Source organism: Tatumella terrea (assembly GCF_039523755.1).
Lineage (GTDB): Bacteria > Pseudomonadota > Gammaproteobacteria > Enterobacterales > Enterobacteriaceae > Tatumella > Tatumella terrea.
Window position 1 is genome coordinate 407,129 of record NZ_BAAAFX010000006.1, and the last position, 26,675, is coordinate 433,803.

Below are 26,675 nucleotides of genomic sequence, written 5' to 3' on the forward strand. Positions count from 1 at the left end.
AGGGCACCGGGGGATTCTGTTATGATGCGGAAAAGTCAGAAATTACGAGGTCTGAGTGAACGCTGTAGAAAAAAATTCCGGGCGCCGCCGCCGGACGACCGCGGAAAAACGTTCTGCCATTACCGATGCGGCTCTGATGCTGTTTTCTCAGTTTGGCCTGCATGGCACGCGGCTGGAACAGGTCGCGGTAGCCGCCGGGATCTCTAAAACCAATCTGCTCTACTACTTCCCCTCTAAAAAGCAGCTCTATCTGGCGGTACTGCAGGATCTGCTGGCGGTCTGGCTGGCCCCCCTGCGGGCATTGCAGGCCGATCAGCAGCCGCTGGAGGCTATCCGTCAGTATATCCGCCTGAAGCTGGAAGTTTCGCGGGACCATCCCCGCGCTTCGCGATTGTTTTGCCTGGAAATGCTGCAGGGCGCACCGGTACTGAAAGAAGAACTGACCGGGCCGGTGAGGGCGCTGGTGGACGAAAAAGCCGCGCTGATCCGCCTGTGGATCGAACGTCAGCAACTGACCGCTATCGACCCCTGGCATCTGATTTTTATGTTGTGGTCGGTCACTCAGCACTATGCCGATTTTGCGACCCAGGTAGAGGCGATCACCGGAAAAACGTTACAGGATGCGGTGTTTTTTGAACAAACCCTGGACAGTATTCAGCAGGTGATCACCGAAGGATTACGCCCCCGCTGAATGGCCAGGGGGGCGGGTAGTAATGCGATTTTAGTTCATAACAGCGATAAATTTGATATTTCCCTTAAGGCGATTTTCAGGCTGTACTGGTGTTATCAGAACACAGCGGGGAAACTATCATGGCATCGGTTTTATGGCAGAAGTTAAAACGACTCTCCGGTCTGGCAACACGGAGTCCGGCGGCGGAAAGAGCAAGAGACAGTCATTTGCTGCTCGAGTCGATGATCCCGATCATGGGGTTATACGGCATTGGCCCGGGATATCTGGATCCGGCCTGGACAAATGATGAACAGAAGTAAACAGCAACGGCTGTTGCGGTTATCCTACTGGAATGAGCTGTGCGTATTGTGGCCGGAGGATCTCCCGGACAGCGGATTCACTTCGCTCTCCGGGTGGTTTTTATCAGGCAAAACGGCAGGCGTCGTCGAAATCCAGACGCGGTAAGCGGCCATGCAGTTTCGAGTCATCTCCGTAGCCAATATTGATCAGCAGATTGACCTGCCAGTCACTGCCGTGAAAGAAAACTTCGTTAATTTTCTCCGCATCAAACCCTGACATCGGACCGACATCCAGCCCCAGCGAGCGCGCAGCCACCACCAGATATCCGGCCTGCAGACTGCTGTTACGAAAGGCAGTTTCCCGTGCGAGGCTTTCACTGCTGGTAAACCAGCTGCGGGCGTCGGCATGAGGGAACAGGCCAGGTAACTTCTCATAGAATGCCATATCAGAGGCCACGATCACGGTGACCGGTGCAGCCATCGTTTTTTCGATATTCCCGGAAGAGAGGGCGGGTTTCAGTGCCTGTTTGCCGGCCTCGGATCTCACAAACACGAATCGGGCCGGGGAACAGTTAGCCGACGTGGGACCCAGACGGGTGAGTTCATACAGTCTTTGCAGAATATCATCCGTTACCGGTTTATCCTGCCAGTAACTGTGGGTACGTGCCTGATGGAAAAGTGTATCAAGAGCAGATCTGTCAACCGGTGTACTCATCGCATTCTCCCTAAATGAACCACTATTTTTCTCTGCCGGCCCGTCCGGTCATCGGTGCGGCCTGTTTGCAGGGCCACTGCACCGAACCTGTCTGACGCAGATGACTTCCGGGTGTACACTGCGGACCCGGAGGCCCGCAGTGACAAACGGCGAATGCCGGTAAAACTTATTCGAAACAGGTACCCGGATTTTCGGCCAGCGACACAAACTTTTTGCCGCCGCGATCCAGTGCCTGAACTTCACCACTTTCAATATCATAAACCCAGCCATGCAGGCGGATTTTTTCATTGCGCAGGGCCACAGCCACGGACGGGTGAGTTTTAATATTATTCAGCTGCGCGATCACGTTTTCCCGAACCATCGCACTGACTTTATGCTCTTCATCCGGGTAGTCGTTTTTGTCCACCACGGCTTTTGCCGCATCGGCATAACGCAGCCAGTGCTCGACGGCTGGCATGGTGTGCATATCCTGACATTTGGCGATAGCCCCCATCGCACCGCAATTCGAATGACCGCAGATAATGATATCGCGGACACCCAGCGCGACCACAGCATACTCGATGGTGGCAGACACACCGCCCGGTTCCGGACCGAAGGACGGCACAATGTTGCCTGCATTACGAATGACAAATAACTGGCCCGGTTCCTGCTGAGTCACCAGCTCAGGAACCAGACGGCTGTCTGAACAGGAGATAAACAGAGCTTTTGGATTCTGGCTGGCCGCCAGGCTATGGAACAGCGCTTTACGCTCCGGATAAACTTCTTTCTGGAAGTTCAGAAACCCTTCAACAATCGTTTTCATAACACGCCCAAATAATAAAAATTCGGCTTAATCATAGAACGATTACCGGTACGGGGAAAGTCCCTGCAGGAAAATGCCCCCGGAGGCGGCGATAAAACAGTCAGCGCCCGGAATGTGACCCCGGGTTGCGGCCTGTACTGCACGGAATACGGGGCTTGTCTGACCGCCCATTGCCCGGCAGGGAGGAACTGGGTTGTGTGACAGTGTCACGTCATTCCGGGGTGGCTGCCCGGCGGCGCATTGCCCGGGTAATAAGGTGGTTGTGATAGCCACGGTTTCCGGCTATTACTATCCGCAGAAATAACCATGACACAGGGAATTTTATGGCACAGTCAGCAGTGATCATTATTCAGACCGGGACACCCCCGGAAGCTATCCGTCAGCAGTACGGGGATTTACCACAGTGGTTCAGCCAGGCCATGGGCCTGCCGTTATCTGCCATCCAGGTGGTACGGGTATTTGAAGGGGAAGCGTTACCGCCACCGGACCCCGCGCGGCTGGCCGTTATTACCGGTTCCTGGGCGATGGTGACGGATCGGCTGCCGTGGAGTGAGGCCACTGCCGAATGGATACGCCAGGCGATAATCGCAGAGATGCCGCTGATGGGGGTCTGCTACGGACATCAGCTGATGGCTCATGCCCTGGGTGGCGAGGTGGGGTATCTTGACTGTATCCGCGAAACCGGATGTTTACCGGTCAGCCTGACCGCCGCCGCAGCGGCCGATCCTCTGCTGCAGAATTTACCCGCCACCTTCCCGGCGCATCTGACACATATGCAATCGGTGACCCGGCTGCCGGCAGGGGCTGAGGTACTTGGCCGGTCGGCTATCGACCCCCATCAGATCATCCGTTACGGGAAATATGCGGTTTCCACCCAGTTTCATCCGGAATTCCCGGTCGCGGCCGCCAGGGCGATGACAGAGAGGAACCGGACGGTCTTCGGCCAGGAAGGAAGGGATACCGATGCCATTCTGGCGCAGATGACGGAAACCCCGGAGGCGACCGGGATCCTGCAGCGTTTTATTGCACATCATCTGCCGGAAGGAAGTACGGAAGGCTGCTGACCGGACAGGTCACGCGCGGAACCCCGGGACCCGTACCGGTCACCCCCGGGTCCTCCCGGGGGTGAAGTATCAGGGACGACGAATGCGGCTGACGCTGACAATAATCGCAATCAGACAGGACGTGACGGCAACCCACAGAGCAATATGCACGGCATGGCTTTCACTGTGCAGATCCTGCTGGCTGAACAGTGCGAGGATCACACCGATGGCGGCACTGCCCATGCATTGCCCGAACATCCGCATAATGGCCAGTGTTCCTGAGGCATAGCTGCTGTTTTCCCGCGCCACGTTGGATAGCATTTCGCGGTTGTTCGGGCTCTGGAAACAACCAAAACCGATACCGCACACCAGGCTGCGCAGACAGATATTGAGGACACTGGCATGTTCCGGCAGGGTAGCCAGCAGGGCCAGACCCGTCACAAAAATACAGAGTCCGGTGGTGGAGATCAGCGCCGGCGGAAAGCGGTCAGACAGACGCCCGGCATGAGGGGCGGCCAGGATGATGCCGAGAGGCCAGGGGGTAAACAGTAATGCTGAGATAAACGCGCTGTAGCCGTACACGTTCTGGAACAGGAACGGCAGTGCGATAAACGTGATCCCCTGACTGATAAATGACGCCATCGAGGTTAGGGCCGCCAGTGAAAAACGGGATGATGAGAAGATAGACAGCGGTAATAACGGTTTACTGGCCCGGCGTTCACAATAGATAAACGCGGTCCCGGCGGCCAGTGCCAGTGCCAGGAAACCGGCGGCATGCAGTACGTTATCTGCGGTTAATGACTGCCCGCCGTGCAGTGCGAAACTGTCCGCAGCCATGATCAGGCTGCCGGGCACAATGGCCGACAGGAAAGCGCCCGGGATGTCGAAAGGCTCGGTAATTTTTTTTGCCCGCTCAGGCAGTACACGCATGGCCAGAATAATTGCCAGAATACCCGGCGGCAGGTTAATGGCAAACAGCCACTGCCAGCTGAACGCTGAAAGCAGGGTACCGCCCAGTAAGGGCGCAATGGCGGTTCCTGAGGCAACCAGCAGCGCATTCATACCGAGAATACGGCCCAGTAACCGGTTAGGGAACACCGAACGCAGCACGGCCGGCCCGATACTCAGGGTCGCGGCGGCGCCGATCCCCTGCAGAATGCGCATTGCTATCAGCGTGTGCGGGGTATCGGATAAGGCACATCCCAGCGAAGACAGTGTAAATACCAGCAGGCCGCAGGGATACTGAACACGGTAGCCCACCCGCGGGGCCAGCGCGGCGAAAATAGCCAGTGTCATGGCGGCGGCTAACAGATAGCCGTTGGATACCCAGATAATCTCAGAGGCCCGGACATTCATCGCGCGGGCAATTTGTGGCAGGGCAACATTGACCATCGATGCATCAAAGACGGTCATCGCCGTGGTCATCATCACCGCAATCATTGCCAGCCGGCGTTGTCGTCCGGGCAGCCCTTCATCGCCCGGCATATCAGAAAAAAGCATGCTAAATGTCTCCGCGGTTACTTCTGTTGCGACCGGAAATGCAATCCGGTCTGCGCATTGATTTGTAGAGGTGGGGAATATACTCTCTCAGGATAGCAGGCGGAAGGTGCATTGTTTGCAGTTATATAGTGCACACAACGCCATGATTGAAAATTCGACAGGAAAACGCACGATGGCCGAGGCTGATTTTAATCTGTTAACCGCTCTGGATATGCTGCTGACGACCCGTTCGGTGGCCGGTGCCGCCCGCCGGCTCGGGCTGAGTGCCTCCGCAATGAGCCGTACACTGAGCCGTTTACGGTCGGTGACCGGCGACCCGTTACTGGTCAGGGCCGGACGGGAGATGGTGCTCACGCCCTATGCCGAGGAGATCCGTGAGCGCACCCGGAAAACGGTTTCTTCCGCCAGAGAGTTGCTGCGGCCGGACACCACGGCGCTATGCCTGCCGGAACTGGAGCGAACCTTTATTCTGCGGGCCAATGACGGCTTTATCAGTGCATTCGGGGCGGCATTGATTGCGGTGGTCGCGCAACAGGCCCCGGGCGTACGCTTATGCTTTATTCCAAAGCCGGAAAAAAATGTCAGTCAGCTGCGTGAGGGACAGGTGGATATTGAAATCGGCGTGGCGGGAGAGACGGGACCGGAAATCCGCCTGCAGGCCCTGTTCCGTGACCGGTTTGTCGGGGTGGTCAACAGCCATCATCCGCTGGCACAGCTCCCCCGGATCACGCTGGAGGACTATATCCGCTGGCCGCATATTGCCTCATCCAGACGGGGGAAATACAGCGGGCCGATAGACAGTGCACTGGCCGAACTCGGCTTTCAACGGGAAGTGGTCGCCGTGGTGCCGGGCTTCGCGCCGGCACTGGCGGTGGTCACTGGCTCGGAACTTATCGCCCAGGTACCGGCCTCCTTTTTACAGAATTACCCCGGAATTTCCGCATTGCCGGGTGAAGGGACCCTGCGCCGGTTCGAACTTCCGGTGAAAGTCCCGGGGATCACGGTATCGCAGATGTGGCATCCACGCTCGGATAAAGATCCCGCCCACCGCTGGCTGCGTGAGCAATTACGCACCGTCTGCTGGCGGGAACCACTGGCTGAGTTCAGTCACCAGTAACCGGAGTCTGGCCTCGGTGCCACGGCGCGCCGGGTAGAGCAGATGCATTTTCTGGTCCGGAAAGTGATAGCCCGGCAGCACGGGCCGCAGTTGCTGACGCCGGAAATAGCCCGCTAATGCTTGCCGGTGGCCGGCCAGAATACCCTGTCCTTCGGTGGCGGCCTCTGCCAGGGCTCCCCAGTCATTGATCACCAGTGGCGGACTGACGTCAGTGTGCCAGATCTGACGGCCATCGGTCAGTGTCCATTCCTGTATCTCGCCGGCCAGCCACGGCGAAAAGCCCAGGCAACGGTGCTGCGGTAACTGTGCCGGAGACAGCGGGGCCCCGTAGTGATCGAGATATGACGGGGCCGCGGCAAGGATCAGCCGGTACGGGGTCAGCGGTTTTGCCACCAGCCTGAGTAACGGATCCGGCTCACCGATGCGGATCACCGCATCCATACCGTTGTCCAGCGGTGAGATCACCGTATCAGACAGCGTCAGTTCGATACGGATCTGCGGGTAACGGCGCATAAAATCGGCGATAAACGGTATCAGAGAATAGCGGCCAAAGGTCACCGGGCTGTTAATCCTTAAGGTTCCGGCGGGCTGAGTGACGTCGAATTTCACCTGTCTTTCAGCATCCTCGACCGCTCCGAGGATAATTTCACAGCGCCGGAAGTAGTCGGCCCCCGCGGCGGTCAGGCTCTGTTTCCGGGTGGTACGGGACAGTAACGTAACCCCGAGCTGCTGTTCCAGGGCGGTGATATGCCGGGCCACCATCTGCGGGGACAGACCGCGGACACCGGCTGCAGCAACAAATGAACCAGTCTTAACGACATCAACAAAGACCTGCATTCCGGTCAGTTTATCCGGCATTAACAACTCCTGGTGGTTTGTGAAAACAAATAATGGCTATTTTAACCACTGGTTTGAGTTTATTACACTGTGGATCCTGTCATTGAGGAGGTAATTATGATTTTTGTAGTCAGAATGGAGCACCCGGACGGTGAGGAGTGGGGGCAGTATGTTGCTGAGCATGTCAGCTACCTTCGCGGGCTGATCACCCGGGGGCATCTGCTGGCATCGGGGCCGGTAAAAGGGTCAGTGCTGCGCGCCGGGTTACTGATTTTCAGGGCGGAGAGTGAACAGCAGGTCAGACAATGGATTGAAGATGATCCGTTCAGCAGGGAGAACCTGATCGTCACGCTGGATATCTGTCAGTGGGATCCCTTGTTCGGTTGCCTGTCAGAGGTCTCTTCCGGCGTATTACCGCCTGTGTTGCAGGACCAGACCGCAGGCTGATAACCGGTGTATGACGGACCCCGGGCCCGGGGCCGTTGTACCTTCGTCCGCTGGCAGAGGTTTACGGGCGCCCGAAGTCCTTCGGGATGCATCGCAATCACCGCTTTTATTTAACGAAAAGTTAACAATAACAGGGCGGGTGGCTAATTATTATCAGGGACGGTTAATCGGTAGCGGATTAAACTTTTTGTTGCCGTCAAAACCGCGCTTTACCGGGGAGTTTTATTTTAATTTCTTCATTTTTCAGTAGTTAATGTTATCAGCGGGCCGGTTTTTCAGGGGGATCAACTATTGTTGATTATTTAAAAAATAATTATATTTATCAGTGGGATGTGGTCATCATTGCCGGTAAGGCCGGGCGGATTAGACGTAATATGTTCAACTGAAAGCATTTTCCTGCTGGATCTGCTGCGTCACAATCGTAATAATATGGGGACCCTCACAATCATAAGAAAACTAAATTACTATGCAGTTATGCAGTTTTAAAATTAATAATAATGACCAGCACAGTTTCGGTCTCATCCGGGAAGACGGTATCATTGATGCTGGTAAATATGTGGATTACAGCGATCTTAAAGCAGTACTGACTGCCGGCGCCTTAGCCGAAATTTCTGCGCTATCTGATAAACCTGCAGATTACCAGGCAGACGAAATTACTTTTTTACCGGTGATCGAAAATCCGGGGAAAATTCTCTGTGTCGGGATGAACTATTCCGAAAAGCGTAAAGAGTTTGGCGAAACTAACCCGGCACCGACGCTGTTTGTCCGTTTTGCCGATACGCTCTCCGCACATAACACACCGCTGCAGAAACCTGCCAGCAGTGAGCAGTTCGACTATGAAGGCGAGCTGGCCGTGATTATCGGAAAAAATGCACATCAGGTTCCGGCCAGTGAGGCCCTGCAGTATGTGGCAGGCTACAGCTGCTTTATGGATGCTACGGTACGTGATATGCAGTTTACCTGGTTCACCGCCGGTAAAAACTGGCCGGCCACCGGCGGTTTTGGTCCGTCGATGACCACCACCGATGAGATCCCGGACCCGCAGCAGCTGGATATCAAAACCTTCCTGAATGATCAGCAGGTACAGCATGACTCCACGGCCAATATGATCCATACCGTGCAGGACATTATTGCTTACGTGACCTGTTTCACTCCTCTGGCGCCAGGCGATGTGATCATCACCGGCTCTCCGGGCGGTGTGGGTAAATCGCGTACCCCGCAACTGTTTATGTTCCCGGGCGACCATATCTCGGTCGAAATCAGCAAGATTGGTACCCTGGCTCACACGATTGCCTGACCCTTTCTGCGGTAAATGCTCTGTTATCTGAAGCAGGGCATCCTGTCCGGCCAGCGGCTATATTACGGTCTCTGGCCGGATTTTTTTGCCGCCGATTAGGTCACAGGCCCGGCAAAAAATTACCGGCGCAGAGGCGGGCAGAGGTTTCTGACCGGAAATAGCCTGCGATTTTCCCTGTAGTGTCCCGTACAGTGCCGGTTATTTCCCTGGTCTGTCCCGAACCTTCCACAAAAACACTTATGACGCAGAGGCGGGCAAAGTATGCTGACCGGAATAGCCTGCGACTTTCCCGGGGAGTGTCCCGCACGGTGGCGATCATCTGTCTGGTCTGTCCAGAACCCTCCACCAAAACATTTGCGACGCAGAAGCGGGCAGAGGTTTCTGACCGGAAATAGCCTGCGATTCTCCCGGTAGTGCCCCGCACGGTGCCGGTCATTTCCCTGGACCGTCCTGAACCTTCAGGCAAAACATTACCGGCGCAGAGGCGGGCAGAGGTTTCTGACCGGACATAGCCAGCGACTTTCCCGGGGAGTGTCCCGCGCTGCGCCGGTCATCTGTCTGCATTACCTGCACTGACGTCCTTTGTGATTCCTGACCGGATTCTCTGACCGCAGACGCTGCTGCGGGTTTCATACGCTTATATCGCCCATTGCAGCCCTGGCGGCGATGATCGGTATCCGCTGCCGCCCGGGGTAATAGACTGCCTTGAAGTCACCTTTAGCCAATCGTCCGGCCCGGCCCTTATGGGGTGTGCACTGTCTTCACCGATGGATTTCGTGATCCCCGGTACAGGTCACTACCTCAATCAATATGAATACTGTATATATATACAGTATGCCGTAAAAACCTCATTTATACGGGTGCACAGGGCATTATTGACTAATCTATGAACGCCTTTTGACGAAATACTGTCCTTTGCTGACAAGAATGCTCTGATCCTGCCGCTAAAGGCCTCCCGGCCGAGCGGAAGGATTCTGCACAGATGCCGGGATGCTATTAATCTCAGCAAAGCATGAAATCACCGTGATATCTCACGTAGGGTCTGTGGCAGGAAACTGAGGTTATCGCGGGTTACCGTAATTATCGTTTACATGGACAGAGATTAAACAGACACACAGATCGGATTCTCCACCGGGACGTGTGCGTTATTACCGGTATCCGTGACGCCGGTTGCTGAAGACTGCGGCCATCACTTATCCCTGTCGCTCCCCGCGTAAAAGAAGTGACGGCAGGCGCGATGTACGATGAAAGGTATTGTTCCATTGCCTCAATAGTGTTCTGTTACCTGCACAAAAACGCTGGTGGAAATACTGTAGACGATTAGCCGCGGTAAACCCGGGGCGTGAGATAAACTCTGCACAACGCTCCCTAACGACCAGCACAATGGCAGTGGCTTCCGTTTCTCACCCTCCCGATCAGACATACTCCCGGGCATCCCCCCAGTGATTGCGGGTCAGGCATCAATAATAAATAGGGTACGCCCCGATCGCCGCGCCGGCAGGTGTCAGTAATCAAAAGGGGGGTAACTGTGATGAGTCAAAAGTGTTAAGCATTAATTATGTGTTTATTTTGCGTGCAGTTGTTATCGGAAATATCATCCAGCAGATATGCTGAATAATTAACCACGTCTCGATAAAAAGACAGGAAATAACAACGGCCTGTGAGATGTTTTTATTTCCTTGATTATCAGTAGATTATTGATGTGTGTAAAATTCAACCACCCATAACAGGTAACTTAAAATTCACATTGATGTTTTTTCGTTAACTTTAAATGTAATTTAATTTATGTATTTGTAAGTATATCGTTACTTTTTGAGATTTTTACTTGTCCCTAAGGATAGTATGGTGATGCGTGAGTATTGTTGGCGCTGTTGAATCATACAATAAGCATCAAGGAAATTTATGGACAATAAAAAAAATCCCGCCACAGAGCAGACTCTGAGTGAGGAAGGGTTACGTCGTCGCCGTCTTTTCGGTCAGACCGGGGGGCTGGTAGCCAGCTTTGCTATCGGCTCTGCCATCGCCGGAACAACTCTGGCCAATAGTGCCAGTGCTGCACCCGCTACCCCTCAGCCGGATAGCGCAACACTGAATCAGTTTCTGAAGACTTCCCGTTTTCTGACCGGTCATCAGAGCCTGGATGTGACCTTAGGTGAGCGTCTGTATATGGCTTTCAGCGAGCAGGACCCTGCCTTTGTGACCCGGTTGGCCACCCTGAACCAGTGGATAGCCGATAAGCAACCGCAGGATGTGGAAGCCCTGGATACTCAGTTACAGGGCCAGCCCCTGCATGATCTGATGATGTCTGTGATCAGGGGCTGGTATCTGGGAGTTACCGATAACAGCCATCACGCGAAAGTGTACGGCTACCAGAATGCGCTGATGTATCAGGTACCGCGTGACGGAATGGTGATCCCGACCTATGCCCATAATGGCCCGGATTACTGGACTGCAGATCCTCCCCCGGTTGATCGCCTGCTGAACTTTTAAATAAAACAAAAAACCTTTCCGGCCTGACAACCTGAACCGGGGTTGATCTCTGTCTGTCACGGATCAGTCTGCAACTGTTACCCGTAACAGTCTGGTTGAAGGCAGAATTTTATGCGGAGTGAATGTGAAATATCAAAAGTCGATAAGGAAACGCGCCACGGGGAACTTTCGCCGAAAGCTGCTGGCGCTCTGCCTTGGCTGTGGCGTGACAGGGGCGTTGCCGGTCTATGCTGCTGAAGAAGTACCGGTTCATCAACCTGCGGTCGAAAACAGTGCCGATGCCTTGCTGAAACAGGGGCAGTATCTGGCGGTCGCGGCAGACTGTGCGGCCTGCCATACGGATCCACAGACTAAAAAGACCTTCGCCGGGGGATACGCCATCCATTCACCGATGGGGGTAATTTATTCCACCAATATTACACCGTCGAAAACCTACGGTATCGGTAACTATACCGAAGCGCAGTTTGAAAATGCGGTACGTCACGGTATTCGTGCCGATGGCAGCCATCTGTATCCGGCCATGCCTTACACCTCCTATGCCGGTCTGACCGATCAGGATGTGCATGCCCTGTATTATTATTTTACCCACGGTGTTCAGCCCGTCGAACAACCTAACCGCATCACCTCCCTGGGCTTTCCGTTTAACCTGCGCCAGGCGATGTGGGGATGGAACCTGCTATTCCTGAAACAAAAACCTTTCCAGCCGGATCCGTCACAGAGCGCCGCCTGGAACCGCGGTAAGTACCTGGTGAATAACCTGGAGCACTGCGGCGAGTGTCACACCCCGCGCAATATTATGATGGGCACAGAAACCGGCAGTGCCGAACTCAGCGGTGCCGCACTGGGCAGCTGGTATGCGCCTAATCTGACATCCGACCCGCTGAGTGGTATCGGCAGCTGGCAGCGTGATCAGCTGATGACTTACCTGAAAACCGGTCATGTGGAAGGTAAAGCACAGGCGGCCGGTCCGATGGCGGAGGCGGTCACCAACAGTCTTCAGCATCTGAGCGATGATGATATCAGTGCCATCGTGACCTATCTGCAAAGTCTGCCGGCGGTGAGTCATCCGGGTCAGGCGAAAGCGACCGGCGATTTCGGCAGCCCGGCGGGGATGGCAGGGGATTCGGATGTTCGCGGAACGCAGCCGATGGGCTCCGCTCTTCCGGCAGATATTACCGGTAAAGCCCTGTATGACACCACCTGTGCCAGCTGTCACCAGACCTCCGGTACCGGCACGGCCGATGGCTTCTATCCGTCGCTGTTCCATAACACGGCGACCGGCGGAAATACCCCGAATAACCTGGTGTCGGCCATCCTGTTTGGTGTGCAGCGTGAAGTGAACGGCAAAGAAGTGCTGATGCCGGCATTTGGTCCGGGCTCGGATGTACAGTCCCTGAATGATGACCAGGTGGCGAAACTCAGCAACTACATCTTTAAGCAGTTCGGTAATCCGCAGCTGTCTGTCACTGCAGCAGAGGTTAAGACCCTGCGCGAAGGCGGAGCGCAACCGTTCCTTGCACGCTATGCCGCGGCCGGTTCGGTGATCGGCGGCATTATCGTGCTACTGATCATTGTCCTTATTGTGGTACGGCTGTCACGCAAACGTCGTTGAACGTGCCGTCATTTTACGAATTTGTAGTATTTCGAGGTGGTTATGTCTGAGCAATATAGCGCTGATGTGGTAGTGGTAGGCGCGGGGATTTGTGGTGGTACGGTAGCCAAAGAGCTGGCGGAAGCCGGTCTTTCGGTACTGGTACTGGATGCCGGTCCGCGCTGGGAAAGGGGAGAAGTGGTCGAAAACTGGCGTAATATGCCGCCGGTGAATAAATCAGAATCCGATTATGCGACGCCTTATCCGGCCGAGCCCTGGGCGGTACATCCGCAGTTAAACCCTTACAATAATTATCCGGAAGTCTCCGGTCCGGATGCCTCTGCCTTCCGTCAGGGAATGATCAAAGGGGTGGGGGGAACCACCTGGCACTGGGCGGCGTCATGCTGGCGTTTCCTGCCGCATGATCTTCAGTTACATACCACCTATGGGGTCGGGCGTGACTGGGTCGTGACCTATGATGAGTTAGAAGATTATTACTACCGTGCCGAAGTGTTGATTGGGGTCAATGGCCCGAATGACACAACGCTGAAATATGTCGCACCGCGTAAGAAGCCGTTCCCGATGGAACCGATGCCTTATGGTCCCGCCGATCGCCGCTTCACCGAGGTGGTCGCCACCGCCGGGTATGAAAATACGCCGGTCCCCCAGGGCCGTAACAGCCGCCCATATGACGGACGTCCGCAGTGCTGTGGTAATAACAACTGTATGCCTATCTGTCCTATCGGTGCCATGTTCAATGGTATCCATAGTATTGTTAAAGCAGAAAAAGCCGGTGCAAAAATTCTGCCGAATGCGGTGGTCTACCGGTTTGAAACCGATGAGCATAATAACATTACGGCTCTGCACTATTACGATCCGGATAAGAACTCGCATCGCGTGACGGCGCGGACTTTCGTACTGGCCGGTAACGGTATCGAAACACCGAAACTGTTATTACTGGCCGCCAATGATCGTAACCCGAACGGTATTGCCAACAGCTCGGACATGGTCGGCAGAAATATGATGGATCACCCGGGGATCCTGATGAGTTTCCAGGCCTCAGAGCCTATCTGGACCGGTGGGGGTTCCGTACAGATGAGTTCCATCACTAACTTCCGTGATGGAGACTTCCGTAGTGAGCATGCCGCGATTCAGATCGGGATGAACAATACCTCACAGAACCATAAAGCGGGAGTGAAAGCACTGCAGATGGGGCTGGTGGGTAAAAAACTGGATGCGGAAATCCGTCGCCGTGCGGCCTGCGGTATGGATATCTATGTTAACCATGACGTCCTGGCCAACCCGGACAACCGTCTGACCCTGAGTACTCAGCGTAAAGACAGCCTGGGGATCCCGTATCCGCATGTCACCTATGATGTGGGGGATTATGTGCGTAAAGCAGCGGTCTCTTCCCGCCAGCACCTGATGCAGATTGCCAATCTGTTCGGTGCGACAGAAATTGAAATGACGCCGTATTTTAACCCGAATAACCATATTATGGGCGGGACTATCGGGGGGCATGATCCGAAAGATTCCGTAGTGGATAGCTGGATGCGTACCCACGATCACCAGAACCTGTATATTGCCTCCGGCGGGGCGATGGCAGCGGCCGGGACAGTGAACTCGACGCTGAGTATGGTGGCGCTTTCCCTGCGGGCAACCGACAGTATTAAACGCGATCTGCTGCACGGTTAATCGCTATTTCTGCGAATGATACAGGCCCCGTTACCGGGGCCTGCTGTGGAAGAACCATCCCGTGTTACCGGGCTAAGGTTTTACGCAGCGTCTTCACCTCACTGGCAGTCACGGCCGGTGACGCATTCCCCCAACTGTTACGGATACAGGTCAGGACATCCGCAACATTCTTAAGGAAGCACAGAAAACTACGGTGATTGCATGGACCCACGCCGTGATCAGTATCAGCACCATTGCGCGTGAGTTTAGTACCAGGCGGCAAATCATACCCAGGGTAAAGGCAGGGCAGTAATGACCCTGAGTTTACAGTTGGATGGTTTGCTATATGGCAGGAGCGGACATTGAAAACTGTTTAAGTTGCAAATACGCAAATGTTAGGTAGCATAGAATTTACAAGTGGAACAATAAAAAAATAACCATTATTATGGTGGTGTTTTTAATTTTTTCAATTCAAACTATAGTGTCTCTCATTTATATTATAGGAGTTATATGCCAAGCACAGCATTAAGCCATTTCAATCAAGATATTGATAGAGCAAATGTTCTTAGGGTTCATGCTGATTCATTACCAGCATCAACATTGAGGGATGATATATATAGAGCTTCTTGGATGATTGCGATTGGAGCACTAGATGCATATTTTTGTGATGCATTTGCAGATATTTTATCAAAAATTCTAATTGCAAAAAGTATTGATGATAAAGTTCAATTGAGCCCAAGGGTAAAATCATTGAAGTTGCCTATAAACTCTATTGTGAATGCTCAGAATACAACATCGAATTGGAAATGGAGAAATGCAGCGCGTGATTTGATTGAAAAAGATAACGTGCTTTCAATTGATAAAATTAAAGAGTTATTTAACCATATTATGGATGAAAGAAATAAGATATTATCCAAGTCGATGATGGAGGACTGGTTAATAAACAAATCCGCGAAGCATCGGCTAATGGGGATCAGTCCCACAGATTACAAAAAACTATCCAAATCCGATAAAGAAAAAAAACGTAAATCTATGCTAGAAAAACTCTCTAACAGATATACTTCACTAATCCAGAGAAGACACGATTGCATTCATAATTGTGATAGACCAAAGGTTAGTCTCACTAAAATTTCTAGTACGGATGTTCTTAAAGTTATTGAAGATATAGATTTTTTAATTACTACTTTGGATGGTCATATTGATAAAAATCTTCGACGTCATCTTCTAAGTATAGGTTGCAGTAAAACTCTTGTCAGGCGGGTTAAAGCTTAAATTAACCATCCAATCAAAGCTTATAACACTGGAAGATGTGAAGAAAATACCCCCATTGCTATCTTTTTTCTACATCTTCCATATGTGTAAATTGTAAGATTTATTTAAAGTGCATTTGGCATTATGAATTTCATATTAATATTTTGCACTAATATCTACTCCTCGCTCACAGCAGACTTTACTAGGACACAGGTTTACTCTGATCCATAAGCAGTCATAATTTGTCACATCAATGGAAATCCATGGTCATTATGTCAAACGTTAGAATTACCGAAAATGGTGCCAAATGAACGGATATTGATTTCGCCACACGATATCGCATTCTCGGCTTAGATTATCAGAGAAAGTGTGCATTGTTACTCATCTTTTTTATAAGAATGTACTAATAGTTCGGGAAGTACATTGACTGCATTAGTGTCTTTATCGATACTTTTTTGTTTAGCTGGGATTCTCCCGGCAAGTTTAATAATGCCATCATCACGAAGTACAGACCGACGAATAAAATCCTCTGTTATTGTTAAAAGGGATTTAAACTCGCTTTTTGTCGGTGACCAAGCGCGATGTGCAGCAGCATTACCTGCATCAGTGACTATAAGTAACTGACTTTTCTCAGTTTCACCGATATAACCATCCTCTGCAAGCTTTTCAACTTTCCTCCCTAAAGGTAATGCAGGTAATATGTTCAGAATCTCTGAAGTGCGGTCAAAGGCAGTCCTTAAACCAATGGAGGCTAAAATATAAGATTCATTATAATAGGCCTGATACACTTCATTAAGTAAGAGGTAAAGTTGGTAATCGATGGCTGCTATATTTTCAATCCATTGCGGTCGGTGTTCAAGTGTTCTCGGATAGGTTTCATATCTATAGTTAGAAGTGATAACAGTTTGACCTTCTTCATCATAATCGTATTCTATATCTTCACTGTCCCACGATTTTGAATGATAAAACACCGTGTCACATCCTTTGCATTGTAACAGACGATATTCCGTACCCCATTGTATAAAATTTCGTCCGTCACCACTCTCCCAAATCCGCTTTATTTCTCCGATTACTATACAGTTTCTTTCTCCCGCGCATTCAGGGCACTCTGCACGTAACGTTGCCTTTTCAGTCATTTTATCACCTCAACGGATTAGCATTTTGAAAGTGCTAAACATATAAAATAGCATTGTAGAATCGGTTCAACTACTTTCTGCCGATTATATTTCTCTTGTAATCCCGAGGTCAATTATGCGTTAGGAGGTAGCAATTTTGCTTGGCCTATTTTAACCTTTCAACGTTTGCTCCTCGCTCACAGCAGCCCATCATGCCAGCTCAAAAAAACAGGTTTCATGTAGGATACGCTTCCGCTTTCCAGGCGCCCCCCTGAGTCACTGGCTATACCTTATGCCGCAACAACTGGCGGGGAATAACAGGGGTTTATATCGTATCCCTCCGGCACGCAGGTAGCGTTGTGCCGGAGGGAGGGCAGGAAAAGACGGTGAGTCTTAGTTTGTGGCTTCCTGTTGTGCCGGGCGCTGCGGGGAACGTGACGGATGACGGTAATTAATACCGATAGCGATGGCAATCAGACAGCAGCCTGCGATCAGCCTCAGCACAGGAACATCATTCCCCCATAACAGCATATTAATAATCAGTCCGACCGGCACATGCAGTTCATTGAATACCGACAGCGTCGCGACCGAGACCAGCGTACTGCCTTTTGCCAGCCAGTAACTGCCCAGCGCTGTCGCCACGACACTCAGATAAACCAGCACCGTCCATTGGGCACCGGTTTGTGGCAGATGGCCCTGCTGACCGAAGAAGTAATAGAGCGGGGCGGTAATGATCAACGCGCCCAGGAAGAAGTGACCAAACAGCTTAGGCAACGGAACATCCGGCTTATATTTCAGCAGCAGGCGACGACAGATCACCTGTCCGGCGGCAAACGTCAGGTTCGCCAGCTGTAACAGCCAGAACCCTTTCCAGAAATGCCCGGTGAGCGGATGGTAGTGAATGACAATACCGCCGGAGACCGCAAACAACGCAGCGACCAGCGTCCAGGGATTAAACCGTCGTTCCAGTGCATTATTCAGCAGGCTGATGTAGAGCGGTGTCTGGGTGGTAAACAGCAACATCTCCGGCACCGTCAGCATTGTGTAGCTCTGATAAGAGAGCGCATAAGTGACGCCGAACTGAAGGGCACCGGCGAACCATAACCCGGCAATTAACCGCGTCGGCAGATTACGCCATACCATAAAAGGAACAAAGATCAGGGTGCCTGCCAGCGTCCGAAAGAATACGGCGAAATAGCTGTCAACCTGGCCAGCCAGAAAATGGCCGGTCAGACTGAATGAGGATCCCCAGAGGAAGGTAACGATCGCGAGATACCACACAGAGTTGTAAACCTATATTAAAAAAATCAGTTGACGATTATGTGATGGCTGGCCGATTTACGCAAGCCCCGCTCAGAGGGAAGGTCGGTCACCGGGGATTATCCGGCCTCAGTGTGACCTGATAACCGGGCGATAGTTGTGCAGTTTGCCTTGTTATTCTGCTGTCGATGATACGGCCAGTACGACGCTTACCCGCAGGTGAGAACCGGCAATTCTGCCAGGCGCCGGGCGGCCTTTTCGGCCAGCATAACTTGTAAGGCTGTAGTCATAAAAATAGTTTACAGCTATACTCGGCCTACGTCGTCAGATTACCGTCCTGCGGTGACTGCCGCTCATTTACGTTGTCTCTTTTTCAGGTTGTATTTCCGATGCGCAATCCCCGTAATCCGTTGTCAGAATTACTGACTCATCGCCATTCCTGTCGTGCCTTTCTTGATGATCCTGTACCGCTCAGCGATATCAGGCATCTGTTGCAGGCGGCCCGTCGTGCCCCCAGCGGCGCCAATCTGCAACCCGGGATGTTCCATGTCTATACCGGGCAGCCGCTGGCAGAGATGACGGCTCAGCTTACGCTGATTGCACAGCAGCCGCCTGAAGAGGAGCTGTATAGCTATTTCCCCCGGCCGATGCCTGAGTTTCTTAAACAACGTCAACGGGATGCGGGCTATGCGCTTTATCAGGCGCTGGATATTCAGAAACGCGATACAGAGGGACGCCGGCGTCAGTTTGCGGCAAATTATCGTTTCTTTGATGCTCCGGTCGGGATTGTGGTAACACTGCACCGGCAGATGGGCGCCGGTTGCTTTATGGATCTTGGCATGGCACTGATGAGTTTCTTTCTTGCTGCTCAGGAACTGGGTTACGGGACCTGCGGTATCGGGGCATTGGCAAATTATGGCCGTGCCATTCATCGTCTGATGGCGTTACCTGACGAGGAAACGGTGGTCTGCGGTATCGCTCTGGGCCGGCCGGATATCACAGCGGCGGTGAATAGCTTCCGGACCTCCCGTGCGCCGGCTGAAGAGTACTGCACTCTGCATGGCTTTGCCGACGGGGAGGGCGAATGATGACGACGATGGCACGTCTTCGCTATCAGGGCGTGGCGCTGGATAATGCTGACGGCGAAGTGGCCGATGCCTTGCAGCGTGTGGTAACGGCTTATAGCGCCGGCCGGACGTTTCGTGCGGTCAGTCAGTCACCCTGGATTGAAACCGGTCATGATAGCGGGCATATCGAATGCACGACCTGCGGCAGCAGCGGTATCCCCAAAGTGATCCGTCGGCCCTATATGACATGGCAGAAAACCTTTGAACTTAACCGGCAGATTTTTGGCCTGACCGCCGCGGATCGCAGTGCCATCTTTGGCGGACTGAATCATTCACTGGCGCTGTACGGTGTCTGTGAATCGCTACATCTCGGGATGGAATGTGATTTTGTCACCGGTATGCGTCCGCGTGCTCAGGCCATGCAATTACAGGCTGCCGGCACCACGGTGCTGTATATTACCCCGACCCAACTGCGTTTGCTGACCGGTAGCGGCGAAACTCTGCCGTCGGTGCGGCTGATCCTCTGCGGGGGCGGTAAACTCGATGCGAAGACCCGTGAACGTGCCGGTCGTTATTGTCCGGCGGCGACGATCCATGAGTTTTACGGGGCCTCTGAGACCAGTTTTATTACTCTGGCGGATGCCGGGACACCGGAAGGATCGGTGGGTAAAACGTATCCCGGCGTAACTATAGCGATCCGAAACGCTCATCAGGGAGTAGGTGAGGTCTGGGTGAGCAGCCCGTATCTGTTTTCCGGATATGCCGCCGGCGGCAGTGAAGAAACCCGGACAGACGGGGATTTTATGACGGTCGGTGAACTGGGGTTTCTGGATCCGTCCGGGCATTTATGGCTGTGCGGTCGTCGCAGCCGCATGGTGACTATCGCCGATAAGAATGTGTACCCGGAAGCGGTCGAAGCGTTGCTTAGCCAGTATTCCGACAGCGGGGTATGTGCGGTGATTGCCGCTCCGGATGCCAGCCGTGGCCATATCTTACATGCGTTTATTCAGGGACATCCGGATCCGCTACAGGAGAAGACCTTGCGCAGGCTTATCACTGAACAACTCGGTAGCGGTATGGTGCCGCGCCGGTTCTGGTTTCTGCCGGAATTTCCGTTGCTGTCAGCAGGTAAAGCCGACCTGAAACGTCTTGAGGACTATCTTAAAACGTGAGCATGATTATTGCAGCCCTGCGTAGCGCGGTGGTCCCGCGGGGTGGCGCGTTTGAGTCGCTGAAGGTTCATCAGCTGGCCGCGCCGGTGATCTCCGCACTGTTAGCTCAGAACGGCATTGCTGCCGGAGAGGTGGATCAGCTTATTCTGGCTAATGCACTGGGGGCCGGCGGGAATCCCGCCCGGGTCACCGCACTGGCCGCCGGGATGCCGGGGGTTTCCGGAATCACTATCGATACCCAGTGTGCAGGGGGGCTGGATGCTGTCGCACTGGCTTCTGCGCTGGTGGATTCGGGGGCGGCGCAGATCGTGATTGCTGGTGGCGCGGAAAGTTATTCGCGACGTCCGCTCCGCGGGGAGACTTATGCCGACGGGCGTCCGGCACGTTTTTACACCCGGCCGCCGTTCAGCCCGGATCCCGCGACCGATCCGGATATGACGGACGCGGCAGATGCCCTGGCAGTGAAATATTCTCTGACCCGGCAGGCCCAGGATGGCTGGGCGATTGACAGTCACCGAAAGGCGATGGCAGCGCAGGACAGGCTGCGGCAGGAAATTGTGCCGGTGGCAGGGGTCGTCAGTGATGGTTACCCCCGCCGGATGAGTGAGCGGCTGGCGGCCCGTTCGCCTGTACTTTCCGGGTCGGTCAGTCTGGTGTCGACGGCGGTGGAAGCGGACGGTGCGGCTTTCTGTCTGGTGGTTTCCGGGGCTATCGCTGGCCGACTGAAAGCCAGGGAGGGGCTGACCATACGCGGTTTCGTCAGCGCCGGTGCAGACAGCCGTCTGCCAGGCTATGCTCCGGTGGTCGCACTGCGGCAACTGTTCGCTAAATTCCCGCAGGTCGCCCCCGGAGACTGTGTCACTGAGATGATGGAAGCCTATGCTTCACAGGCGATGGTCTGTGTTCAGGAAAGCGGGCTGAATGTGCAGCAGACTAACTGCGGGGGCGGGGCACTGGCCAGAGGCCATCCTATCGGTGCGTCGGGGGCCATTCTTATTTGTCGTCTGTTTTATGAACTGCAACGTTCTGAACTCAGTGATGGGGTGTGTGCGATTGCGGCCGCCGGCGGCCTGGGCAGCGCGATGTTGCTTTCGAAATGTGCTAACCCGTCGTCCTTCCCGACGGGCTGAAAACAGCCACGAAAGAGGGGGCCGGGACACGCTAATCCGCCGATTAGCGACCAGAATATCGCCTTTATTAAAGCAATACTCAGAAGATAACAGAAATACTGTGTCCGGAGACCGGCGATAACCGTCGGTCACCGCCCGTCATTCAAAGGGGATCTGAGATGAAAAAAGCCTATACATTCGATGCGGAGTGCTTCGCCCTGGCGTCCAGATAGTTACCTTACATGGCGTGGTAGTCGGGTTAAACAGGGGCGTGCATTTAGCCCAACTCGGCACAGGAGCGATTCTGACCTTTTTTCAGGTGGCAGCAAGACGGAGTTCATGGCATTGGCCTCAGAATCGCTCTGAGGCCGTCTTAACGCTGTACGTAAGATGACCTTATGTTAAATTTGATTGCGCTTCTTCCCAGTGTTTCATTTCTTCTGAAATAAACCAGGTAACAAGATCCCTATAGATTTTTTCTATAAGATCCGGGCTTAGCCCCTGCTGTTCTGCCCAGGCTCTGCGTTCTTTCAACATAGCGTCAAAGCGGGACTGAGCTTTGACCTGATCTGGCGACTTTTTGAATTGGGATGCTGCGTTAACAAATTCATATCGCTCACCCAGTAATGAGATTACCTCACGGTCAATACGATCAATTTCAGTTCTGATCTCTGACATGTTTGTACACTGAGCAGCTTTGCCCTCGCTACTTTTCTTAATCATAGTCGTCCTGTTGAAATCTGGCTTTACGAGACTGATAAGTTAACACAAAGGCTTCGGTCATTGTGCGTGCAAGAGGGGATTATAGTAATAGGCTTCTGCCGCGGAATTCACTGGCAGGCTACCGTCATCCTCTGGTCACGACTGCGCTGTGGCGTGCCGGAACGGGTTATCGGCAGATTATCCCGCCATCTCTGCCCGGATATCCTGAGCCGGGCAGCCTGTTCGCCGGGGGATACCAGGCATTTTTCCCCCTTCAGAAAGTCTTCAGAATGTTATGCCACCCGCCGCAAAGGAAGTCCTCCCGAAGTGGTCCGGTTCCGTCGGTTGACAGTGAATACCCGTAACCAAAGAGTGGGTAATTTCCCGTTAGCGATTAACCCTTCATCAATGGGCCGGGGTTTAGTTACAAAACTGATCACTCTGTAAGACAGGAAATCCTGATTTTACGTTGATTTATAAAGGAAAAGTCCGAAAAACCGGAAAAGTAAAAACAGTTGTAACGTCCACTGAAAAAACTTATATTAGCCGCGCTTTATAGACCCTGTTTTTTTAACCTTTTATCCAATCCGGCACAGAGCTTTTCCGGGTTGTAGGAGTGATATGATGACGGATAAAGTCCGTATGAATACTTTGAATGCGCATTCATTACCACAAAGCAATGAAAACTTCTTAAACAGACAGTCTGAGTTTGAATCAAACGTCAGAAGTTATCCGCGTAAATTGCCGCTGGCGATCGCTAAAGCCAAAGGTGCGTGGATCACGGATGTTGAGGGTAAAGAATATCTCGACTGTCTGGCCGGTGCCGGTACCCTGGCGCTGGGTCATAATCATCCGGAAGTGCTTGAGAGCATCCAGAGTGTTATCACCAGCGGATTACCGTTACATACACTTGACCTGACCACCCCGTTAAAAGACGAATTCTCGGCTTACCTGTTATCGTTATTACCGGGTGAAGGGAAAGAATACTGCTTACAGTTCACCGGACCTTCCGGTGCCGATGCTGTTGAAGCCGCACTGAAGCTTGCGAAAAAAGCGACCGGCCGTAGCGGTATTATCAGCTTCTCCGGCGGTTACCACGGGATGACCCACGGTGCACTGTCCGTAACCGCGAACCTGTCACCGAAAGAAGCGGTGGATGGACTGATGCCGGAAGTGCAGTTTATGCCGTATCCGCATCTTTACCGCTGTCCGTTCGGACTGGGCGGCGAAGCCGGTGTTAAAGCGATCTCTTACTACTTTGAAAACCTGATCAACGACGTTGAAAGCGGCGTGCGTAAACCTGCGGCCGTGATCCTTGAAGCCGTTCAGGGTGAGGGCGGAGTCAACCCGGCACCGGTCGAATTCTTACAGCGCCTGCGTAAAGTGACCGAAGAACACGGTATTTTACTGATCCTCGACGAAGTACAGGCCGGATTCGCGCGTACCGGTAAGTTCTTTGCCTTTGAACACGCAGGCATTGAGCCGGACATCATTGTCATGTCTAAAGCTGTCGGCGGCAGTCTGCCACTGGCGGTACTGGGCATCAAAAAGCAGATTGATGTCTGGTCTCCGGGACACCACACCGGCACATTCCGTGGTAACCAGATGGCGATGGCCACCGGTCTGACCACGCTGAAGATCCTGAAACAGGAAAATATCGCAGAGCAGGTCGCTGAGCACGGTGAATGGCTGTCCGGCGAACTGCGTGCCCTGCAGAAACGTTATCCGGTGATCGGCCAGGTGCGTGGCCCGGGCCTGATGATCGGTATCGAAATTGTTGACCCGTCAAAATCACAGGATGCGATGGGCTCTTACCCGGCCGACGGACAGCTTTCTGCACTGTTGCAGAAAAAATGTTTTGAAAATGGTCTGATCCTGGAGCGTGGCGGGCGTGACGGTTGTGTTCTGCGTCTGCTGCCATCCCTGCTGATCACCAAAGAAGAGCTGGGTATTTTCCTGCAGAAATTCGAACAGGCTCTGCTGGACGCCGGTGTTCAGCCTGTATAACGGAGTCAGTTAATGTCTGATATCAATCCGATCCTTTCCGGGTCGGCTGAAAGTATTGCCGCCTACCAGGCGGCTATTGAACAAAGTACCGCCGCTGTCGTTGAGTGGCTGAAACAGCCTGAGATGTATCAGGGGAAAACGGTTGAGCAGCTACGTGACCGTATTTCGCTGAACTTTACTGAGCAGGGGCTGGGAAATGAGGCGGCGATTGGCCGTGCGGTTGAATATTTCCTGAAAGACAGCCTGTCTGTCCATCACCCGCAGTGTGTGGCGCATCTGCATTGCCCGAGCCTGGTGATCAGCCAGGCCGCCGAAGTGCTGATTAATGCCACTAACCAGAGCATGGACTCCTGGGATCAGAGCCCTTCAGCGACGCTTATCGAGATGAAGCTGATCGAATGGCTGCGCGCCTCTGTCGGTTATCCGGCCGGTGATGCGGGCGTGTTCACCAGCGGGGGAACCCAGAGTAATCTGATGGGGCTGATGCTGGCCCGCGATGCCTTTTTTGCGCGCCAGGGCCATTCCGTCCAGCAGCAGGGGCTGACCGGCGACCTGAGCAAAATCAAAGTATTCTGCTCGGAGCATGCGCATTTTTCTGTTCAGAAGAATATGGCGCTGATGGGGCTGGGCTATCGCTCGGTGACGCAGATTAAAACAGACGCGTTCTCCCGGATGGATATGAATGACCTGGCCGAAAAACTGACCGAAGCGAAAGCGAAGGGTGAGCAGGTTATGGCCATCGTCGCGACAGCCGGAACGACCGATGCCGGTGCCATCGATCCATTAAACGAAATCACTGCGCTGGCAGCAGAGCAGCAGATTTGGGTTCATGTGGATGCCGCCTGGGGCGGGGCGTTATTACTGTCTGAGAAATATCGTCACTTCCTGGATGGCCTGGAAAAAGCTGATTCTGTGACCCTGGATTTCCATAAACAGTACTTCCAGACCATCAGCTGTGGCGCATTCCTGCTGAAGGATGCCCGTCACTATGAACTGATGCGTTATCAGGCGGCTTATCTGAACTCCGGATTCGATGAAGAGCAGGGGGTGCCTAACCTCGTCTCTAAATCACTGCAGACAACCCGTCGTTTTGACGCACTGAAACTGTGGATGGGACTGGAAGCGCTGGGCCGGAAGAAATATGCCGAAATCATCGATAACGGCGTAACTCTGGCTCGCGAGGCAGGGGAGTATGTGGCAGAGCAGTCCGATCTGGAACTGGTTATGCAGCCACAACTGGCCAGTATCTTATTCCGTTATCGTCCGTCAGACGATGTGCCGGGCGGTATTGCCTTACTGAACCAGCGCATCGGAGACGAACTGCTGGCCAGTGGCAGCGCCAATGTGGGTGTGACGGAAGCCGACGGTATCACCTGTCTGAAACTGACCTTACTGAACCCGGTAGTCACGCTGGATGACGTTAAGGTTCTGCTGAGCAGCGTACAGCAAACCGGTCGCCGCTTAAGCGCATAACCGGACGTTCTGAACCGATGACCTGCGGGTTGTCGGTTTTTTTTACTTCAATTTAGTTACAACATACAGTAGAGTTTATAGATAAACAGGGTGCAAACCTTAATAGAAGAAACACGATCATGATATTAAGGCGTCCACCTCCTGTTTGTCAGAAGATTCAGGTGGTTATTAGATGCCGGATGAAACCCTATCGATAAGAGGAAGAAATTCACTACTAAGGGCTCTATGCCGGAACCGCCGAAATTTCCGTTAAGTCAGTTTCAGTCCGGCTACCAGCGTATCCGGAGCGATAAGTTCATTGCTGCTCTGGAAGTTATAATGCCCGTTCAGCAAAATGGTTTGTTCAGGTCAGCAATAGTTGCATTATCGAGTTGTTCCGCCAGTATACGCACCTGTCACTGTCTTTCTTCAGAAAGAACCCGGCTCACAAGCTCCTGAAACCTGGTATAACCGCGCCAGATAATTTTATGTTCGTTGAGCCAAATAATCAGCTCTGTGACAACAAACCTGGGGTTACAATCCCTGTGAACAATGTGAGCGGCCGGCTGTTCAGGCTGTGAATACAGCGAAGATGACCACGAGCGGTAACCAAACAGTGCATATTTACCACGCATTGTCATCCTGACCCCGATTAATCATATCCGTAAGGGGATCGCTCCGCGGACATTCAAAAATGTGTCTGGTATCTGCAGAAAATCAGGCATAAAGTCATCTCATAGAGACAGTACGTTATCAATCTCTTTCATGGCTCCTGAATCGTACATATGACAATTGAAATACGCATAGGCTATGGACGTACCGTAAGCCAGGATCTGGCTGCGCAACAGGAAGCCCTGACCAGTCAGGGCGTTTCTCACGACCTGATTTACACCGAGAAGGGACTTACAGGCTCATATCGCCAGCGACCCGGTCTGGAGAAGTGAACCAGGGAGACACACTGGTTGTACCAAAGCTGGACCGATTGGCCCGTTCAGTCCCGGATGCCAGAGCGATTGCGGACGATCTCCGGGCCTGGGGAATGAAACACCATCAGAGGC

23 protein-coding genes and 1 pseudogene are annotated in these 26,675 nt (G+C 53.0%); 16 read left to right on the forward strand and 8 right to left on the reverse strand.

Features of this window, described 5'->3' with window-relative positions:
- Window positions 1–55: 55 nt before the first annotated feature.
- Window positions 56–691 carry an HTH-type transcriptional regulator RutR gene (gene rutR / locus ABD035_RS04910; protein WP_343868136.1) on the forward strand — a complete coding sequence of 212 codons (636 nt, stop codon included), beginning with the start codon at window positions 56–58 and terminating at the stop codon, window positions 689–691.
- A 119-nt stretch (window positions 692–810) separates the two neighbouring features.
- Complete coding sequence (locus tag ABD035_RS04915) at window positions 811–990, forward strand: hypothetical protein (protein ID WP_212712860.1); 180 nt, start codon at window positions 811–813, stop codon at window positions 988–990.
- Between the two features lie 103 nt (window positions 991–1,093).
- Here the strand turns inward: ABD035_RS04915 and ABD035_RS04920 are convergent, their stop codons facing one another.
- A complete protein-coding gene (locus tag ABD035_RS04920) occupies window positions 1,094–1,684 on the reverse strand; it encodes a malonic semialdehyde reductase (RefSeq protein ID WP_212712861.1) in 591 nt (196 codons plus the stop codon).
- A 166-nt stretch (window positions 1,685–1,850) separates the two neighbouring features.
- Window positions 1,851–2,486, reverse strand: coding sequence for a carbonic anhydrase (locus ABD035_RS04925; protein WP_212712862.1), 636 nt, complete (start codon window positions 2,484–2,486; stop codon window positions 1,851–1,853).
- Window positions 2,487–2,809: 323 nt separating this feature from the next.
- On the opposite strand from ABD035_RS04925, the gene ABD035_RS04930 reads away from it, so the two are divergent.
- On the forward strand, window positions 2,810–3,550 hold the full coding sequence (locus ABD035_RS04930; protein ID WP_343868139.1) for a glutamine amidotransferase: 741 nt from the start codon (window positions 2,810–2,812) through the stop codon (window positions 3,548–3,550).
- Window positions 3,551–3,619: 69 nt separating this feature from the next.
- On the opposite strand, the gene ABD035_RS04935 is transcribed toward ABD035_RS04930, so the two are convergent.
- On the reverse strand, window positions 3,620–5,029 hold the full coding sequence (locus ABD035_RS04935) for an MFS transporter (RefSeq protein WP_343868141.1): 1,410 nt from the start codon (window positions 5,027–5,029) through the stop codon (window positions 3,620–3,622).
- A 172-nt stretch (window positions 5,030–5,201) separates the two neighbouring features.
- Between ABD035_RS04935 and ABD035_RS04940 the strand changes: the two genes are divergently transcribed.
- Complete coding sequence (locus ABD035_RS04940) at window positions 5,202–6,146, forward strand: LysR family transcriptional regulator (RefSeq protein WP_212712865.1); 945 nt, start codon at window positions 5,202–5,204, stop codon at window positions 6,144–6,146.
- Here the strand turns inward: ABD035_RS04940 and ABD035_RS04945 are convergent.
- Complete coding sequence (locus ABD035_RS04945; protein ID WP_343868143.1) at window positions 6,096–7,004, reverse strand: LysR family transcriptional regulator; 909 nt, start codon at window positions 7,002–7,004, stop codon at window positions 6,096–6,098. The two genes, ABD035_RS04940 and ABD035_RS04945, sit on opposite strands and share 51 nt — an antisense overlap.
- A gap of 96 nt (window positions 7,005–7,100) precedes the next feature.
- Between ABD035_RS04945 and ABD035_RS04950 the strand changes: the two genes are divergently transcribed.
- The 6 genes from ABD035_RS04950 (at window position 7,101) to ABD035_RS04975 (ending at window position 15,754) form a co-directional block, all read left to right on the forward strand.
- The gene (locus ABD035_RS04950) at window positions 7,101–7,430 is read left to right on the forward strand and encodes a YciI family protein (RefSeq protein WP_343868145.1); all 330 of its coding nucleotides are present in this window, start codon (window positions 7,101–7,103) and stop codon (window positions 7,428–7,430) included.
- A gap of 466 nt (window positions 7,431–7,896) precedes the next feature.
- Window positions 7,897–8,727: a fumarylacetoacetate hydrolase family protein gene (locus tag ABD035_RS04955; RefSeq protein ID WP_343868147.1), complete on the forward strand. Its 831-nt coding sequence runs from the start codon at window positions 7,897–7,899 to the stop codon at window positions 8,725–8,727.
- 1,902 nt (window positions 8,728–10,629) lie between these two features.
- Window positions 10,630–11,217: a sugar dehydrogenase complex small subunit gene (locus ABD035_RS04960; RefSeq protein WP_343868149.1), complete on the forward strand. Its 588-nt coding sequence runs from the start codon at window positions 10,630–10,632 to the stop codon at window positions 11,215–11,217.
- Window positions 11,218–11,341: 124 nt separating this feature from the next.
- A complete protein-coding gene (locus tag ABD035_RS04965) occupies window positions 11,342–12,829 on the forward strand; it encodes a c-type cytochrome (protein WP_343868151.1) in 1,488 nt (495 codons plus the stop codon).
- Between the two features lie 42 nt (window positions 12,830–12,871).
- Entirely contained in the window at window positions 12,872–14,503 is a 1,632-nt protein-coding gene (locus ABD035_RS04970) for a GMC family oxidoreductase (protein WP_343868153.1), read from the forward strand.
- Between the two features lie 489 nt (window positions 14,504–14,992).
- Complete coding sequence (locus ABD035_RS04975; RefSeq protein ID WP_343868155.1) at window positions 14,993–15,754, forward strand: hypothetical protein; 762 nt, start codon at window positions 14,993–14,995, stop codon at window positions 15,752–15,754.
- Window positions 15,755–16,110: 356 nt separating this feature from the next.
- Here ABD035_RS04975 and ABD035_RS04980 read toward each other — a convergent pair whose 3' ends face one another.
- Both ABD035_RS04980 and ABD035_RS04985 read right to left on the reverse strand, forming a co-directional pair.
- Window positions 16,111–16,869 (reverse strand): DUF4145 domain-containing protein, encoded by a 759-nt coding sequence (locus tag ABD035_RS04980; RefSeq protein WP_343868157.1) that lies wholly within the window; start codon window positions 16,867–16,869, stop codon window positions 16,111–16,113.
- A 372-nt stretch (window positions 16,870–17,241) separates the two neighbouring features.
- Complete coding sequence (locus tag ABD035_RS04985; protein ID WP_212712871.1) at window positions 17,242–18,129, reverse strand: EamA family transporter; 888 nt, start codon at window positions 18,127–18,129, stop codon at window positions 17,242–17,244.
- A gap of 368 nt (window positions 18,130–18,497) precedes the next feature.
- Here ABD035_RS04985 and ABD035_RS04990 point away from each other — a divergent pair, with 368 nt between their 5' ends.
- Genes ABD035_RS04990 through ABD035_RS05000 form a run of 3 tightly spaced genes read left to right on the forward strand, consistent with a single transcriptional unit; the run spans window position 18,498 to window position 21,477 of the window.
- Window positions 18,498–19,196, forward strand: coding sequence for a nitroreductase (locus tag ABD035_RS04990; RefSeq protein WP_343868159.1), 699 nt, complete (start codon window positions 18,498–18,500; stop codon window positions 19,194–19,196).
- On the forward strand, window positions 19,193–20,347 hold the full coding sequence (locus ABD035_RS04995; RefSeq protein WP_343868161.1) for an AMP-binding protein: 1,155 nt from the start codon (window positions 19,193–19,195) through the stop codon (window positions 20,345–20,347). Before ABD035_RS04990 ends, ABD035_RS04995 begins: the two co-directional genes overlap by 4 nt.
- Window positions 20,348–20,349: 2 nt before the next feature.
- Window positions 20,350–21,477 (forward strand): thiolase family protein, encoded by a 1,128-nt coding sequence (locus ABD035_RS05000; RefSeq protein WP_343868238.1) that lies wholly within the window; start codon window positions 20,350–20,352, stop codon window positions 21,475–21,477.
- 375 nt (window positions 21,478–21,852) lie between these two features.
- On the opposite strand, the gene ABD035_RS05005 is transcribed toward ABD035_RS05000, so the two are convergent.
- Window positions 21,853–22,179, reverse strand: a complete 327-nt coding sequence (locus ABD035_RS05005; RefSeq protein ID WP_343868163.1) for an isochorismate lyase — start codon at window positions 22,177–22,179, stop codon at window positions 21,853–21,855.
- A gap of 600 nt (window positions 22,180–22,779) precedes the next feature.
- Between ABD035_RS05005 and ABD035_RS05010 the strand changes: the two genes are divergently transcribed.
- Both ABD035_RS05010 and ABD035_RS05015 read left to right on the forward strand, forming a co-directional pair.
- Window positions 22,780–24,165, forward strand: a complete 1,386-nt coding sequence (locus ABD035_RS05010; RefSeq protein WP_343868165.1) for a diaminobutyrate--2-oxoglutarate transaminase — start codon at window positions 22,780–22,782, stop codon at window positions 24,163–24,165.
- Window positions 24,166–24,177: 12 nt separating this feature from the next.
- Entirely contained in the window at window positions 24,178–25,638 is a 1,461-nt protein-coding gene (locus ABD035_RS05015; RefSeq protein WP_343868167.1) for a pyridoxal phosphate-dependent decarboxylase family protein, read from the forward strand.
- A gap of 395 nt (window positions 25,639–26,033) precedes the next feature.
- Here ABD035_RS05015 and ABD035_RS05020 read toward each other — a convergent pair whose 3' ends face one another.
- Complete coding sequence (locus tag ABD035_RS05020; protein ID WP_425579705.1) at window positions 26,034–26,258, reverse strand: DUF4158 domain-containing protein; 225 nt, start codon at window positions 26,256–26,258, stop codon at window positions 26,034–26,036.
- Between the two features lie 144 nt (window positions 26,259–26,402).
- Between ABD035_RS05020 and ABD035_RS05025 the strand changes: the two are divergent.
- Window positions 26,403–26,662 (forward strand): annotated as a pseudogene (locus ABD035_RS05025) (recombinase family protein); the annotation flags it as partial.
- Window positions 26,663–26,675: the final 13 nt, after the last annotated feature.